General features: G+C 70.8%; 15 protein-coding genes. 14 read left to right on the top strand and 1 reads right to left on the bottom strand.

Annotated features, from left to right (window positions below):
• Positions 1-268 precede the first annotated feature (268 nt).
• Positions 269-550, top strand: coding sequence for an HU family DNA-binding protein (locus tag ACGFX9_RS06150; RefSeq protein ID WP_016645140.1), 282 nt, complete (start codon positions 269-271; stop codon positions 548-550).
• 108 nt (positions 551-658) lie between these two features.
• Here the strand turns inward: ACGFX9_RS06150 and murA are convergent, their stop codons facing one another.
• Positions 659-2,002 carry a UDP-N-acetylglucosamine 1-carboxyvinyltransferase gene (gene murA, locus ACGFX9_RS06145; RefSeq protein ID WP_393465229.1) on the bottom strand — a complete coding sequence of 448 codons (1,344 nt, stop codon included), beginning with the start codon at positions 2,000-2,002 and terminating at the stop codon, positions 659-661.
• Between the two features lie 244 nt (positions 2,003-2,246).
• Here murA and ACGFX9_RS06140 point away from each other — a divergent pair, with 244 nt between their 5' ends.
• The 13 genes from ACGFX9_RS06140 to ACGFX9_RS06080 all read left to right on the top strand — a co-directional run bounded on the left by ACGFX9_RS06140 (position 2,247) and on the right by ACGFX9_RS06080 (position 14,379).
• Positions 2,247-2,849 (top strand): YqgE/AlgH family protein, encoded by a 603-nt coding sequence (locus ACGFX9_RS06140; protein WP_393465227.1) that lies wholly within the window; start codon positions 2,247-2,249, stop codon positions 2,847-2,849.
• A 167-nt stretch (positions 2,850-3,016) separates the two neighbouring features.
• Positions 3,017-3,331 carry a hypothetical protein gene (locus ACGFX9_RS06135; RefSeq protein WP_393465224.1) on the top strand — a complete coding sequence of 105 codons (315 nt, stop codon included), beginning with the start codon at positions 3,017-3,019 and terminating at the stop codon, positions 3,329-3,331.
• Positions 3,328-4,623: a putative T7SS-secreted protein gene (locus ACGFX9_RS06130; RefSeq protein WP_393465221.1), complete on the top strand. Its 1,296-nt coding sequence runs from the start codon at positions 3,328-3,330 to the stop codon at positions 4,621-4,623. Before ACGFX9_RS06135 ends, ACGFX9_RS06130 begins: the two co-directional genes overlap by 4 nt.
• Before the next feature lie 12 nt (positions 4,624-4,635).
• Positions 4,636-5,217, top strand: a complete 582-nt coding sequence (locus ACGFX9_RS06125; protein WP_393465218.1) for a hypothetical protein — start codon at positions 4,636-4,638, stop codon at positions 5,215-5,217.
• A gap of 32 nt (positions 5,218-5,249) precedes the next feature.
• On the top strand, positions 5,250-5,960 hold the full coding sequence (locus tag ACGFX9_RS06120; protein ID WP_393465215.1) for a hypothetical protein: 711 nt from the start codon (positions 5,250-5,252) through the stop codon (positions 5,958-5,960).
• 5 nt (positions 5,961-5,965) lie between these two features.
• On the top strand, positions 5,966-6,505 hold the full coding sequence (locus ACGFX9_RS06115; protein ID WP_393465695.1) for a hypothetical protein: 540 nt from the start codon (positions 5,966-5,968) through the stop codon (positions 6,503-6,505).
• Between the two features lie 3 nt (positions 6,506-6,508).
• Positions 6,509-6,679: a hypothetical protein gene (locus ACGFX9_RS06110; RefSeq protein ID WP_393465212.1), complete on the top strand. Its 171-nt coding sequence runs from the start codon at positions 6,509-6,511 to the stop codon at positions 6,677-6,679.
• A gap of 86 nt (positions 6,680-6,765) precedes the next feature.
• Positions 6,766-7,074 carry a DUF3039 domain-containing protein gene (locus ACGFX9_RS06105; protein WP_393465210.1) on the top strand — a complete coding sequence of 103 codons (309 nt, stop codon included), beginning with the start codon at positions 6,766-6,768 and terminating at the stop codon, positions 7,072-7,074.
• A 94-nt stretch (positions 7,075-7,168) separates the two neighbouring features.
• Positions 7,169-8,785 carry a beta-N-acetylhexosaminidase gene (locus ACGFX9_RS06100; RefSeq protein WP_393465207.1) on the top strand — a complete coding sequence of 539 codons (1,617 nt, stop codon included), beginning with the start codon at positions 7,169-7,171 and terminating at the stop codon, positions 8,783-8,785.
• A 296-nt stretch (positions 8,786-9,081) separates the two neighbouring features.
• Positions 9,082-9,984: an FAD binding domain-containing protein gene (locus ACGFX9_RS06095; protein ID WP_393465204.1), complete on the top strand. Its 903-nt coding sequence runs from the start codon at positions 9,082-9,084 to the stop codon at positions 9,982-9,984.
• Positions 9,981-11,537: a 2Fe-2S iron-sulfur cluster-binding protein gene (locus ACGFX9_RS06090; RefSeq protein WP_393465201.1), complete on the top strand. Its 1,557-nt coding sequence runs from the start codon at positions 9,981-9,983 to the stop codon at positions 11,535-11,537. The genes ACGFX9_RS06095 and ACGFX9_RS06090 overlap by 4 nt, the downstream gene beginning before the upstream one ends.
• Complete coding sequence (locus tag ACGFX9_RS06085) at positions 11,534-13,846, top strand: xanthine dehydrogenase family protein molybdopterin-binding subunit (protein WP_393465198.1); 2,313 nt, start codon at positions 11,534-11,536, stop codon at positions 13,844-13,846. The genes ACGFX9_RS06090 and ACGFX9_RS06085 overlap by 4 nt, the downstream gene beginning before the upstream one ends.
• Positions 13,843-14,379: an AAA family ATPase gene (locus tag ACGFX9_RS06080; RefSeq protein ID WP_393465196.1), complete on the top strand. Its 537-nt coding sequence runs from the start codon at positions 13,843-13,845 to the stop codon at positions 14,377-14,379. Before ACGFX9_RS06085 ends, ACGFX9_RS06080 begins: the two co-directional genes overlap by 4 nt.
• Positions 14,380-14,400: the final 21 nt, after the last annotated feature.

The following is a 14,400-nucleotide window of genomic DNA, read 5'->3' as shown; positions in this document are numbered from 1 at the left end:
CCTCAACGGCCCTCTAGTGTGGCGGAGAAGCACGCACGCAACTGCCCTTCTCCAAGGGTGGTGACGCTTTTCGTGTGACCTCCAAGGGCGCCGGATTGGCTTTCCCGCCGCAGGTGGGGGCAGGATGCCTTTCTGGGCGCGAGGGTCTGAGACGGACCCGGGTCCGGGGCCTGACCGAGGACCCTGGCAGCATCGGCTTCGCTGTGCCCATCATGCGGCTCCGCCGCGTGGCACGCCTCAACGGCAAGAAGAACACGGGAGTACAAACATGAACCGCAGTGAGCTGGTGGCCGCGCTGGCCGACCGCGCCGAGGTGACTCGCAAGGACGCCGACGCCGTGCTGGCCGCGTTCGCCGAGACCGTCGGCGAGATCGTTGCCAAGGGCGACGAGAAGGTCACCATCCCCGGCTTCCTGACTTTCGAGCGCACCCACCGTGCCGCTCGCACCGCCCGGAACCCGCAGACCGGCGAGCCGATCAACATCCCGGCCGGCTACAGCGTCAAGGTTTCCGCGGGCTCCAAGCTCAAGGAAGCCGCGAAGGGCAAGTAGCCTCAAGCAGCGAAAGGGGCGGCCACCCGGTTGGGTGGCCGCCCCTTTGGCGTGCCGTCTAGAAGATGGCCTCAAACGCCGGCCGGGCTGGATTTAGCCGGGCTGGATTTAGCCGAGCTGGGCCCTGCCCGGGAGCTCGACCTTCGCGCCGAGTTCCACGAGTTTGTCCATGAAGTTCTCGTAGCCGCGGTTGATCAGGTCGATGCCGTGGACGCGGGACGTGCCCTGCGCCGCCAGGGCGGCGATGAGGTACGAGAAGCCGCCGCGGAGGTCGGGAATGACCAGATCGGCGCCCTGGAGCTTCGTGGGGCCGCTCACGACCGCCGAGTGGAGGAAGTTGCGCTGCCCGAAGCGGCAGTGGGAGCCGCCGAGGCACTCGCGGTAGAGCTGGATGTGCGCGCCCATCTGGTTGAGCGCGGAGGTGAAGCCGAGCCGGGACTCGTAGACCGTCTCGTGGACGATGGAGAGGCCCGCGGCCTGGGTCAGCGCCACGACGAGCGGCTGCTGCCAGTCCGTCTGGAAGCCGGGGTGCACGTCCGTCTCCAGGGCGATCGCGTTGAGCGAGCCGCCGGGGTGCCAGAAGCGGATGCCCTCGTCGTCGATCTCGAAGGCACCGCCCACCTTCCGGTAGGTGTTCAGGAACGTCATCATCGAGCGCTGCTGGGCGCCGCGGACGTAGATGTTGCCTTCGGTCGCCAGGGCCGCGGAAGCCCAGGAGGCGGCCTCCAGGCGGTCCGAGAGGGCGTGGTGGTTGTAGCCGCCCAGGCTGTCGACACCGGTGACCCTTATGGTCCGGTCGGTGTCCATCGCGATGATCGCGCCCATCTTCTGCAGTACGCAGATGAGGTCTTCGATCTCGGGTTCGACGGCGGCGTTCGAGAGCTCGGTGACGCCCTCGGCGAGCACGGCCGTGAGCAGCACCTGCTCGGTGGCGCCGACGGAGGGGTACGGCAGCTTGATCTTCGTGCCGCGAAGCCGCTGCGGGGCCTCCAGGTACTGGCCGCCCTCGCGCTTCTCGATGGTCGCGCCGAACTGGCGGAGCACCTCGAAGTGGAAGTCGATCGGCCGGCCGCCGATGTCACATCCGCCGAGGCCGGGGATGAAGGCGTGGCCGAGCCGGTGCAGGAGAGGTCCGCAGAACAGGATCGGGATCCGCGAGGAGCCCGCGTGCGCGTCGATGTCGGCGACGTTGGCGCTCTCCACGTGCGAGGGGTCCATGACCAGCTCGCCCGGCTCCTCACCGGGGCGGACCGTAACGCCATGCAACTGCAGGAGACCGCGTACGACGCGGACGTCGCGGATGTCGGGGACATTGCGCAGCCTGCTCGGAGCGCTGCCGAGCAGCGCGGCGACCATGGCCTTGGGCACGAGGTTCTTCGCGCCGCGGACACGGATCTCGCCCTCCAGCGGGGTTCCGCCGTGGACAAGCAGTACATCGTCGGTGACGGTCATGAATCTCGCGTTCCGATTGGATGGACGGGTGGACCAAAGGGCAAGCGTAATGGGCGCGTACCCCCCTTCCGTAAGGCTAAGGACGCGTAAACCGCGTCAGGGGTTCGCGACAACACGAAACGTTCGGAACCGGACACTCCGGGTCACCGCCGAAAGTGTGCGCTCCGGCCGCTTCGGTGCGCCCTGAGCTGCATTCACTCCCGTACGGGCATTGACTCCCCCCGCGGGGCAAAGATGCGGGATCATGTCGTTCATGACCGAGGTGTCCTCGCTCACAGGGCGGCTGCTCGTGGCCACGCCTGCCCTGGCGGACCCGAACTTCGACCGCGCGGTGGTGCTGCTCCTCGACCACGACGAGGAGGGCTCGCTCGGCGTGGTCCTCAACCGGCCCACGCCGGTGGAGGTCGCGGACATCCTGGAGGGCTGGGGCGACCTGGCCGGCGCGCCCGGGGTCGTCTTCCAGGGCGGCCCGGTCTCGCTCGACTCGGCGCTCGGCGTGGCGGTGATCCCCGGCGAGGAGGTCCCCGCTCCCGGCGCCAGGACCCGCAGGCCGGAGCCCATCGGCTGGCGGCGCGTGCACGGCGCGATCGGCCTGATCGACCTGGACACACCCCCCGAACTCCTGGCCCCCGCGCTCGGCTCGCTGCGGATCTTCGCCGGGTACGCGGGGTGGGGCCCGGGCCAGCTGGAGGACGAGCTCGTCGAGGGGGCCTGGTACGTGGTCGAGTCCGAGCCCGGCGACGTCTCGTCCCCGGATCCGGAGCGGCTGTGGCGAGCGGTGCTGCGGCGCCAGCGCAGTGAGCTGGCGATGGTGGCGACGTATCCGGACGATCCGTCGCTCAACTGACAGGTCAGCGCCGCGAGGTGGTCGTCAGTGGCGCAACCACGAGTGACACGGATAGCGTCCTGAGGCGTACTTGACGTCTTTGCTACGGGAGTTGACCGTGAAGCGCCGCAATCCGCCCAAGTCGCCTGCCCTCGTGGCGGTTTCGTACGCGCGGGGGGTCTGATCCCGTGTCGGACAGAACCAGGTACGACCTCGACATGATCAAGGAATGCTCGGAGTCGCTCTACCGCATCCACCGTGAGTTCAAGGAGAACGGCGACCCCTCCGACGGCTACGAGAAGGACCTCGGCAGCGACAAACTGCGCGAGATCTTCGACGACTTCTCCAGCACCTGGAAGAAGACGCGCAAGAAGCTGAACAAGGACATCGAGAACCTCGCCAAGATCACCGCCGACGCGGCCAAGGCGTACGAGGACATCGACCACGAGCTCGCCAACGCGCTCCGGGACGCGAAGAAGAGCGACAAGAAGGGCAAGAAGTGAGCGGGCGGCCGACCGACTGGACTCCTCTCTACGACTCCGACCCCGTGCCCGGCGACCCGTACGAGGTCGCGCGCCTGGGCAAGAAGCTGCGCGGCATGGCGGAGGAGATCGACAAGCAGGCGCGGAACATCAAGGCGCTGGCGTCCGTCGAGAGCTGGGACAGCGACGCGGGGCGCGCCTTCCACGAGGTCGCGGGCGACACCGCGGGGCGCCTGAAGAAGGCGTACGACCGCTACGACGAGGCCTCCATCGCCCTGGGCACCAAGGTCAGGGAGGGCGAGTCGAAGGAGTACGCCAGCGAGTTGCACCGTGCGCAGCGGATGGCGGACAAGGCTCTGGAGGAGTTCCGCAAGGCGGAGGCGGAGCAGAAGTCCGCCCTCAAGGAGCTCGACAAGACCGAGGGGACGGTGCCCTCCTCCAAGGAGGACTCGGTCGACCGGACGAAGCAGCAGAAGAAGCGCGACGACGCCACCACGATCATGGCGCAGCACCGCGGCAAGATCATGGACGCGATCGAGATCCGGGACGACGCGGCGAGCGCGGCGGCCAAGAAGATCAAGAACGTCATCCACCACGACGGGGTGCGCGACCCCGGCGGCTTCATGAACTGGATCGCGGACCACGCGGACTGGTTCACGGCCGCGGCCACGGTCCTCGCGGTGGCGGCCCTGGTGGCGGCGATCGTCCTGTCGGGCGGCACCCTGGCGATCGTCCTGGTCGGCGTCGGGGCCGCGATGAGCGCGACAGCCCTGTCCGGGCGGTTGTACGACGTCTTCGCGCGAGGCGGGAAACTCGACCTGCTCGCGATCGGCGTCGACGTACTCGGCATCATCCCCGGACTGGGCGCCCTGAAGGGTCTCACCGCGGCCGCCAAGGGCGCGCGCCTCGCCGGGGCCGGCAAGGGCGTCTGGGGCGCCTTCACCAACGGCTTCGCCGTGAAGAACATCAACAAGGGCGTCGGCTTCGCCTCCAAGATGCTCGCCAAGCGGGGCATCACCACGCCCAAGCTGCCCGCCGGCGGCTGGAATCCCGAGGTCGTCACCCGCTACATCAAGGGCGCGGCCCTGGGGAACCTGTACGTGAAGTCGATCATGAGGCTGAAGGAAGCCGCGGGCGATCCCTCCAACGAGCCGCACACCGTCACCCCGCAGCCGGGGCCCGGCCCGAGGCCGCACCCCAGCTCGCCGCCGCCGAGCACGCCGTCGACCCCCGGCACGCCGACTCCGTCCCCGCGGCCGGGGCCGAGTCCCTCCTCGTCCTCGTTCCACTCCTCGCTGGCCCCGGCCGGGTAAGGAGCGGGACAGGTGAGCGACTACCACGCCCTGGGGCGCGGCACGTTCGTCGACGACAGCGGGACCGAGCACGACCTTGTCCCCTCGGCGGTCATCGCCGCCGTGCCCGCGGCGCGGGAGGCCGCCGAGTCCTACGGGCGGGAGGTGCGGTTCGACTTCCTCGACGACCGGGCCGTGCATTGGATGCTGTTCCAGCGGCGCAAGGACACGGAGAAGGGGAGCCTTGTCGGTTGCCTGCTCGCCGTCCCGCTCTTCATCTTCGGAGTGGGCGCCTGGCCGTTCTGGGATCTCGTCGCGTCGCAGAAAGGCAGACCCTTCCAGGCCGCCTTCATCTGCGTGGACGCGGCGATCGTCATCGCCTCGCTCGTGGTCGCCTATCGCCTGCGCCACCCGGATGTAGCTGATCCGGCCATGCGGAACATGCGCTGCAGGGCGCGGCTCTACCGGAAGATCGTCGGCATCGCCCGCGACGGCGGCGCAGACATCCCCCGCCTCTATCCGTACTACGGCATGTACGCGACCTCGCGAAAGTTCTTCCCCGAGGCGCCCGAACTCCCCATCCCTCCGCTCCCGGAAAGCAACGGCACCAAGTGATCACGGAGTCCCACACCGCCACGACGTCCCAAGTGGCACCTCCCTACGAGCCGTTGCGGTTCGAGGCGCAGAACGCCGGGCCCGGTTCCGGCACCCGCATCGACCGCGACGGCATCCACGTCCGCTGGGTGATGCCGGAGATATTCCACGACCTCCCCATCCATGAGGAGGACGAGGACGAAGGGGCCCGGCTCCTGGAGGAGCTCGCGGCGAAGGCGCTGCCCGGCGCCGAGGACGAGGACTTGCTCAAGCTCGCCGTCATCTGCGCGCTCGGCATCGACGATCTGCTGGAGGCCGGCGCCGAGTACGCGGCCATCGCCGTGGGCGCGATCGGCGAGGACCCGTGCAGCGCCACGGTCTACGCCTCCCTGGTCGACAGCCCCGAGGACGAGGACGCGGACCCCCTCGCGGCGATCGCGTCCAGCCTGCGCCGTGACGACGCGGGCGAGGTCACGGAGATCCTGCTGCCCTGCGGCCCCGCGGTGTCCCTCGTGGGCACGCGCGTCGACAAGGTCACCGGGGAGCTGACCGAGTCCCCTGACGGCATCAGGATCCCGACGTGGTTCATACGCGTCTACGTCCCGCTGCCCAACGGGACGACGCTGGTGATGGAGCTCGGCACGCCCACGCAGGTCGGCTGGGACGAGTTCTCCACCATGTTCGGCAACATCGTGAGCAGCATCCGCCTGTTCGAGCCGGACGGCGAACCGCTGATCGTCCCGGACCGGGACGCGGACGCGTGAGCGACATGATGGCGCCGCCATCGGACTACCGGATACTCGTCCCCCGCGACTGGTTCCGCGTCGACCTGACGCAGGAGCGGTGGCGCGGGCAGCTGAAGACGTTCGTGGACCGCGAGGCCGCGGGCGGCAGTGCTTCCGCGGAGACCCGGCGCTCCATCTGGACGACCCTGCGCAACACCGCCGAGGTCGGGGTGGCGCAAGGCGCCCTGGAGTTCTTCCTCAAGACCGAGTCGCCCCAGGACTCGGCCTACCCCGCCTCACTGCTGGTCTCTCTGCTGCCCACGCCGCCGGGGCTCGCGCCGGACGTCACCGAGCTGGCCGGGACGCTGGCCCGGCGCAGGGGCCCGGAGTCGCAGATCACGACCGGCGAGCTCCCGGCGGGGGACATGGTCCGCGCCGTCACGGACACGACGGCGGATTTCCACGTGCGGATGCCGGGCGGCGTGGGCTATTTGGTACTCGCGTTCTCCGTGCCGCTGAGTGGTACGGAGGGCCCCATGGGTGACCTGTGTGACGCGATCGCGTACTCGTTGAGATGGGTGTGAGGCATGGCTGAGGAAGAGAACGGGATGACCGGCGAGGGCAAGACCCCTGAGGCCGCGGAATCCGCGAAGTCCGCGAAGTCCGCGGGATCCGAGGGGTTCACCTTCACCGACTGGCTGGAGGGCGCGGTGATCCTCGTGATGGTCGGGGCGCTGGTGTACAAGTTCGTGGGCTGACTTCTTGTGGTCTTTCGCGTACGCCGGGCAGATGCCGCTCGGCGGGCGATGCCCGCAGGCGTCGCGCGTAGGTACCCTTGGATGCCATGAGCACTCTTGAGCCCGAGCCCGAGCGCGGGGCAGGTACGGGGACCCTCGTAGAGCCGACGCCGCAGGTGTCGCACGGTGACGGCGACCACGAGCGCTACGCGCACTATGTCCAGAAGGACAAGATCATGGCGAGCGCGCTCGACGGTACGCCCGTCGTCGCGCTCTGCGGCAAGGTGTGGGTGCCGGGTCGTGACCCGAAGAAGTACCCCGTATGCCCCATGTGCAAGGAGATCTACGAGTCCATGAGCGCCGGTGGCGACAAGGACAACGGAGGCAAGGACGGCAAGGGCGGCGGCAAGAAGTAGCCCCCGGGCACGGTCCAGGACCCCTCGCGAAGGGGCGTTGCGTGTACCGCAACGCCCCTTTTGTGTTGTGCAATCGCGTGGCAGCCTCAGCCGCATGACCTTTGAGCAACTCATCCCCGCGCCCGCACGCGCCGAGGGACCGCATTCCGAAGGCTTCATCCTCGACTCGTCGACCGCCCTCAGGGCCGGTCCGGGTACCGAATCCACCGAGCGCTGGCTGCGTGCCTCCCTCGGCGGCGCTCTGGGCCTGCCCCTGGCGCCGGGCGAAGGCCGCGGCATCTCGCTCGGCGTCGACGACTCCCTCGCGCCCGAGGCGTACCGCCTCACCGTGGGGGAGAGCGGCGTCGAGATCCTCGGCGGCTCGGCCCCCGGCGTCTTCTGGGGGGCGCAGAGCCTGCGTCAGCTCATCGGTCCTGAGGCCTTCCGGCGTGCCCCGCTGCGGGCGGCGGGGCGGTACGCAGTGCCGGGATGCCTCATCGAGGACGCCCCGCGCTTCGGCTGGCGCGGCATGATGCTCGACGTGGCCCGGCACTTCATGCCCAAGGACGGCGTCCTGCGCTACCTCGACCTCCTCGCCGCCCACAAGCTGAACGTCTTCCACTTCCACCTCACCGACGACCAGGGCTGGCGCATCGAGATCAAGCGCTACCCCAAGCTCACCGAGGTCGGATCGTGGCGACCGCGCACGAAGTGGGGGCACCGCGCCTCCGAACTGTGGAACGTAACCCCTCATGGGGGTTACTACACGCAGGACGACATCCGCGAGATCGTCGCGTACGCCGACGCCCTGCACATCGCCGTCGTGCCCGAGATCGACATCCCCGGGCACTCGCAGGCCGCCATCTCCGCCTATCCGGAACTCGGCAACACCGACGTCGTCGACACCGCCGCGCTCGGCGTCTGGGACACCTGGGGCGTCAATCCCAACGTCCTCGCCCCGACCGAGAACACCCTCCGCTTCTACGAGGGGGTGTTCGAAGAAGTCCTTGAGCTGTTTCCCTCCACCTTCATCCATGTCGGTGGCGACGAGTGCCCCAAGGACCAGTGGAAGGAGTCGCCCACCGCGCAGGCCCGCATCAAGGAGCTCGGTGTCGGCGACGAGGACGGGCTGCAGAGCTGGTTCATCCGCCACTTCGACCGGTGGCTGACCGAGCGCGGGCGCCGGCTCATCGGCTGGGACGAGATCCTGGAGGGCGGCCTCGCGGAGGGCGCCACGGTTTCGTCCTGGCGTGGGTACGGGGGTGGCATCGCGGCGGCCAAGGCAGGCCACGACGTCGTCATGTGTCCCGAGCAGCAGGTGTACCTCGACCACCGGCAGCACGGCGGCCCCGACGAGCCCGCGCCCATCGGCTTCGTCCGCACCCTGGAGGACGTCTACCGCTTTGAACCGCTGCCGCCGCAGCTCACCGCGGACGAGGCCCGGCACGTGCTCGGCACCCAGGCCAACGTCTGGACCGAGGTGATGGAGTACCACGCACGCGTGGACTACCAGGTGTTCCCGCGTCTCGCCGCCTTCGCCGAGGTCGCCTGGAGCGCGCTCCCGCCATCCGCCGAGCGTGACTTCGCCGACTTCGAGCGGCGAATGACCCCGCATTACGCGAGACTTGACGCCCTCGGCGTCGACTACCGCCCGCCCGGCGGCCCGTTGCCGTGGCAGAAGCGCCCGGGTGTACTCGGACGCCCGATCGACAAGGCGCCCCCGAACGTGTGAGGCACACCCGATAGTCCGCGTGTCGGGCCGCTCGCACTGGAAGCGTGTGCGGCCCGGCGAAAGTCGTACAAGGGTTACCGAAAGTGGCAATTCCCGCTGACCGACGAGGGCGTGTGAAACCGGCACATCCCCCTGGTCTGCGGACGAATTGCTCCTAGCGGACCCCCGCGCCGGGGGCCGGGGAAGATGTGCCAGAGTTGCCACGTCCGGGCTGTGAGCACGTACCGTACGGCGGAACAGGCGTAACGGTGAGAACGGCGAGAAAGCCGCCGGGCATCGGGAAGGGGCAGCCGGTTTTGACCACGCACGCACCGCAGGCGGCGCAGACCGCGCAGACGGCGAAGCTGCCTGGGACGCTAGACGAGGCCGTCGAGGCACTCGCCGCGATGCCTGCCGCCGTGCCCGTGGCCGGCGGCACCGACCTCATGGCCTCGGTCAACGCGGGCCTCCTGCGCCCCTCCGCGCTCGTCGGCCTCGGCCGCATCAGCGAGATCCGCGGCTGGCAGTACCAGGACGGCCACGCGCTGCTCGGCGCCGGACTCACCCACGCACGCATCGGGCGGCCCGACTTCGCCGCCCTGATCCCGGCGCTCGCCGCCGCCGCGCGCGCGGCCGGCCCCCCGCAGATCCGCAACGCGGGCACCCTCGGCGGCAACATCGCCACGGCGGGACCGACCGGCGACACCCTGCCCGTCCTCGCCGCCCTCGAAGCCGTCCTCGTCATCGCGGGACCCGGCGGCGCACGCCGCGAGGTCCCCGTCTCGCACCTGCTCGCGGGGATGGACATGCTCCGCCCCGGCGAGCTCATCGGCTTCGTACGGCTGCCGCTCCTGCACGCCCCGCAGGTCTTCCTCAAGGCCACCGGACGCACAGGGCCCGGCCGCGCCACCGCCTCCGTCGCGCTCGTCCTGGACCCCGCGCGGCGCGGAGTGCGCTGTGCGGTCGGCGCCGTCGCGCCGATGCCGCTGCGGCCCCTGGAGGCCGAGCAGTGGGTCGCCTCGCTGATCGACTGGGACGGTGCGCGGACGATCGTGCCGGAGGCGCTCACCGCCTTCGGTGAGTACGTCGCCACCGCCTGCATCCCCGACCAGCCTCCGGCCGAGGACGGCACGGCACAGCCGCTGCCGCCCGCCGTACTGCACCTGCGGCGCACCGTCGCCGCGCTGGCCCGACGAGCACTGGGGAGGGCGCTGTCGTGAGTGACGACCAGAACAACAATGGCGGCTGGCAGCCGCATCCGCAGGGCGAGTACGACTCGGACGCCACCGCCTTCGTGCAGCTGCCCGAAGGTGCGCTCGACTCCTTCGACCACTCTCCGCTGGCCGCGCCCGGCCACGGTTACGTGCCGCCGCAGATAACGGTCAACCCGACCACCGCAGAGGCCATGGACCCCGCCGCCACGGGCGTCTGGGTCATGCCGCCCGAAGTGACCGGGGCTGCTCCCGGCGCGCAGGACGTGCAGGACGTGCAGTGGCCCGCCGCGGCCACCGGGCAGTGGAACTTCCATGAGGGGCACGAGGCTCAGGGGCACGACGCTCGGGGGCACGAGGCTCATGGGTATGAGGCGCAGGGGCATGTCCCTGCTCCCGCGCCCGCCTCGGCCGATGTCACGGGGGAGTGGTCGATCCCGGTCGCCAATGGTGATCTTCCGGACGAATCGGGTGAGTTCACGGCCTCTTCGCTCGCCACTCAGTGGGGCGGTACGCCACCCGCGACCCTGCCGGGCGGCGCCGCAGCGCCGTGGGCGACGGGTGGCGCGGGGGCCGGTGCGCCGTGGTCGGAGCAGGTGCAGCCGCAGCAACAGCAGCAGCCGCCGTATGCCGAGCCGCAGCCTCACGAGTACCAGGTCCAGCACGAGGCCGTCCCGGCCCCGGAGGCGCATGTGGCGCCTGAGGTGCACGAGCCGCACGTGGCGCCCGAGGAGCCCGCTGAGGCCCACCCCGAACCCGAACCCGCGGTCGAGCCCGAGCCGGAACCCGAGCCCGCCTTCGAAGCCGAGCCCGCCGTCGAAGCCGAGCTCGAAACCGAGCCCGAAGCGGACGCCGAAGCCGAGCCTGAGCCGGACGCCGAAGTCGAGCCCGAAGCCGACCCCGAGCCCGAGGTCGTCACCACCTCGGCCCTCTCCGACGAACACCCCCTCTGCTCGTACGTCCTGCGCGTCAACGGCGCCGACCGCCCCGTCACCGACGCCTGGATCGGCGAGTCCCTCCTCTACGTCCTGCGCGAGCGCCTCGGCCTCGCGGGCGCCAAGGACGGCTGCTCCCAGGGCGAGTGCGGCGCCTGCAACGTCCAGGTGGACGGCAGGCTCGTCGCCTCCTGCCTGGTGCCCGCCGCCACCGCCGCCGGAAGCGAGGTGCGCACCGTCGAGGGTCTCGCCACCGACGGCAGACCCTCCGACGTGCAGCGGGCGCTCGCCAACTGCGGCGCCGTCCAGTGCGGTTTCTGCGTACCCGGCATGGCGATGACCGTCCACGACCTCCTTGAGGGCAACCCCGCCCCGACCGACCTGGAGGCCCGCCGCGCCCTGTGCGGCAACCTCTGCCGCTGCTCCGGCTACCGAGGTGTGCTCGACGCCGTGCAAGAAGTGGTCGCCGAGCGCGAGGCGTCCGCGGCAGCCGCCGAGCCGTCGGGCCACAGCGACGGCGAGGCGCGTATCCCGCACCAGGCAGGGCCCGGCGCCGGAGGGGTCAACCCGGCGGCGCAGGACGGAAGTTACGAAGGACCGTACGGCCAGGACGGAGGTCAGGCGTGAGCAACGAAGCCGCGGGGACGGCGAACACCGCGACCGCAGTGGAGCCGCGGCCCGGCCCCGAGCCGCTGCCGCACGGCATCGGCTCTTCGCTGCCGTCCGCGGAGTCCCGCGCCAAGACGGAGGGCACGTTCCCCTACGCGTCGGACCTGTGGGCGGAGGGCCTGCTGTGGGCCGCCGTCCTGCGCTCCCCGCACGCGCACGCGCGCATCGTCTCCATCGACACCTCCCAGGCGCGTGAGATGCCGGGCGTGCGTTCCGTCGTCACGCACGAGGACGTGCCGGGTGAGGCGCTGCACGGCCGCAAGACCCCGGACCGCCCGGTCTTCGCCTCCGATGTCGTACGCCACCACGGCGAGCCCATCGCGGCCGTGGCCGCCGATCACCCGGACACCGCGCGGATGGCCGCCGCGGCCATCTACGTCGAGTACGAGGTGATGGAGCCGGTCACCGACCCGGAGAAGGCCTTCGCGGCCGAACCCCTGCACCCCGACGGCAACTTGATCCGGCACATCCCGCTGCGGCACGGCGACCCGGAGGCGGCGGGCGAGCTCGTCGTCGAGGGTCTCTACCGCATCGGCCGCCAGGACCCGGCGCCGATCGGCGCGGAGGCGGGGCTCGCGGTGCCGCGTCCGGACGGGGGCGTGGAGCTGTACATCGCCTCCACCGACCCGCACACCGACCGCGACATGGCCGCGTCCTGTTTCGGCATCGACCCGGACATCGTGAAGGTCGTCGTGACCGGCGTGCCCGGCGCGACCGCCGACCGCGAGGACGCCAGCTTCCATCTCCCGCTCGGTCTCCTGGCGTTGACCACCGGCTGCCCGGTGAAGCTGACGGCGACCCGCGAGGAGTCCTTCCTGGGCCACGCGCACCGCCACCCGACGCTGCTCCGCTACCGCCATCACGCGGACGCCGAGGGCAAGTTGGTGAAGGTGGAGGCGCAGGTCCTGCTCGACGCGGGCGCCTACGCGGACACGTCCAGCGACGCGCTCGCGGCGGCCGTGTCCTTCGCCTGCGGTCCGTACGTCGTCCCGAACGCCTTCATCGAGGGCTGGGCGGTCCGCACGAACAACCCGCCGTCCGGGCATGTCCGGGGCGAGGGCGCCATGCAGGTGTGCGCGGCGTACGAAGCCCAGATGGACAAGATCGCGAAGAAGCTGTCCATCGACCCGGCGGAGCTGCGGCTGCGCAACGCGATGGCCACCGGCGACATCCTGCCCACAGGACAGACGGTGACCTGCCCGGCCCCGGTGGCCGAACTCCTCGCCGCCGTACGGGACTTCCCCCTCCCCGAGCTGCCCAAGGACACCCCCGAGGACGAGTGGCTGCTGCCCGGAGGACCCGAGGGCGCGGGCGAACCGGCCGCGGTGCGCCGCGGCGTCGGCTACGGCCTCGGCATGGTCCAGCTCCTGGGCGCCGAAGGCACGGACGAGGTCTCCACGGCCACGGTGAAGGTCCACGACGGCATCGCGACGGTGATCTGCGCGGCCGTCGAGACGGGCCAGGGCTTCTCGACGCTCGCCCGGCAGATCGTCCAGGAGACGCTGGGCATCGACGACGTCCGCGTGGCCCCCGTCGACACGGACCAGCCCCCGGCGGGACCGAGCTGCCACGGGCGTCATACGTGGGTGTCGGGCGGGGCGGTGGAGCGCGCGGCGAAGATGGTCCGCACGCAGCTGCTCCAGCCGCTCGCCCACAAGTTCGGGATGTCCACGGAGCTGCTCCAGATCACCGACGGCAAGATCACCTCGTACGACGGAGTGCTGAGCACGACCGTCACCGAGGCGATGGACGGCAAGGAGCTCTGGGCGACGGCACAGTGCCGCCCGCACCCCACCGAGCCCCTCGACGAGGCGGGCCAGGGCGATGCCTTCGTGGGGATGGCGTTCTGCGCGGTCCGCGCGGTGGTGGACGTGGACATCGAGATCGGTTCGGTGCGGGTCGTGGAGCTCGCGGTCGCCCAGGACGTGGGCCGCATCCTGAACCCGACCCAGCTGAGGGTGCGTATCGAGGCGGGTGTGACCCAGGGAGTCGGCGCGGCGCTGACGGAGAACCTCCGTACGCCACGCGGCCTGGTCCGCCACCCCGACCTGACGGGTTACGCCCTCCCCACCGCCCTGGACACCCCGGACATCCGCATCGTGAAGCTGGTCGAGGAGCGCGACGTGGTCGCCCCCTTCGGCGCGAAGGCGGCGAGCGCGGTACCGGTCGTGACGACTCCGGCGGCGGTGGCTTCGGCGGTCCGCGCGGCGACGGGCCGCCCGGTGAACCGGCTGCCGATCCGCCCGCAGGCGGCGGTCGCGACATGACGGAGCCCCTGACCGGGGTCGTCGTCATCACCGGCATCATGGCCGCGGGCAAGTCCACGGTGGCGCAGGCCCTCGCCGAGCGGCTGCCGCGCGCGGCACATGTGCGGGGTGACGTGTTCCGCCGGATGATCGTCTCGGGCGGCCAGGAGTACGAGCCCGGTGCGTCGGACGAGGCCGAGGCCCAGCTCCGGCTGCGCTACGGCCTGTCGGCGGCGACGGCCGACGCGTACGCGGCTGCGGGCTTCGTCGCGGTGGTCCAGGACGTCATCCTGGGCGAGGAGTTGAAGTCGTACGTGGATCTGCTGCGTACGCGACCCGTGTACGTCGTCGTGCTCGCCCCGAGGCCGGACGCGGTCGCGGCGCGGGAGGCGGGCCGCGGGAAGACGGGGTACGGGGCATGGACCGTGGAGGACCTGGACACGGGCATGCGGTCCACCACCCCGAGGATCGGGCTCTGGCTCGACAGCTCGGACCTGACGGTCGACGAGACGGTGGACGCGGTTCTCGCGGGGCTCGACGAGGCGCGGGTCTGAACCCCTCGGGCTTTTCCCGAC

It is taken from the genome of Streptomyces sp. NPDC048436, assembly GCF_043200355.1.
Lineage (GTDB): Bacteria > Actinomycetota > Actinomycetes > Streptomycetales > Streptomycetaceae > Streptomyces.
The sequence above is the reverse complement of the archived record's forward strand: the minus strand, read 5'-3'. Positions and strand labels throughout refer to the sequence as shown.

Coding starts and splice junctions, on each gene's coding strand:
- ACGFX9_RS06150 (WP_016645140.1), top strand. CDS start 269: ATGAACCGCAGTGAGCTGGTGGCCGCGCTGGCCGACCGCGCCGAGGTG.
- murA (WP_393465229.1), bottom strand. CDS start 2,002: ATGACCGTCACCGACGATGTACTGCTTGTCCACGGCGGAACCCCGCTG.
- ACGFX9_RS06140 (WP_393465227.1), top strand. CDS start 2,247: ATGTCGTTCATGACCGAGGTGTCCTCGCTCACAGGGCGGCTGCTCGTG.
- ACGFX9_RS06115 (WP_393465695.1), top strand. CDS start 5,966: ATGATGGCGCCGCCATCGGACTACCGGATACTCGTCCCCCGCGACTGG.
- ACGFX9_RS06110 (WP_393465212.1), top strand. CDS start 6,509: ATGGCTGAGGAAGAGAACGGGATGACCGGCGAGGGCAAGACCCCTGAG.
- ACGFX9_RS06105 (WP_393465210.1), top strand. CDS start 6,766: ATGAGCACTCTTGAGCCCGAGCCCGAGCGCGGGGCAGGTACGGGGACC.
- ACGFX9_RS06100 (WP_393465207.1), top strand. CDS start 7,169: ATGACCTTTGAGCAACTCATCCCCGCGCCCGCACGCGCCGAGGGACCG.
- ACGFX9_RS06080 (WP_393465196.1), top strand. CDS start 13,843: ATGACGGAGCCCCTGACCGGGGTCGTCGTCATCACCGGCATCATGGCC.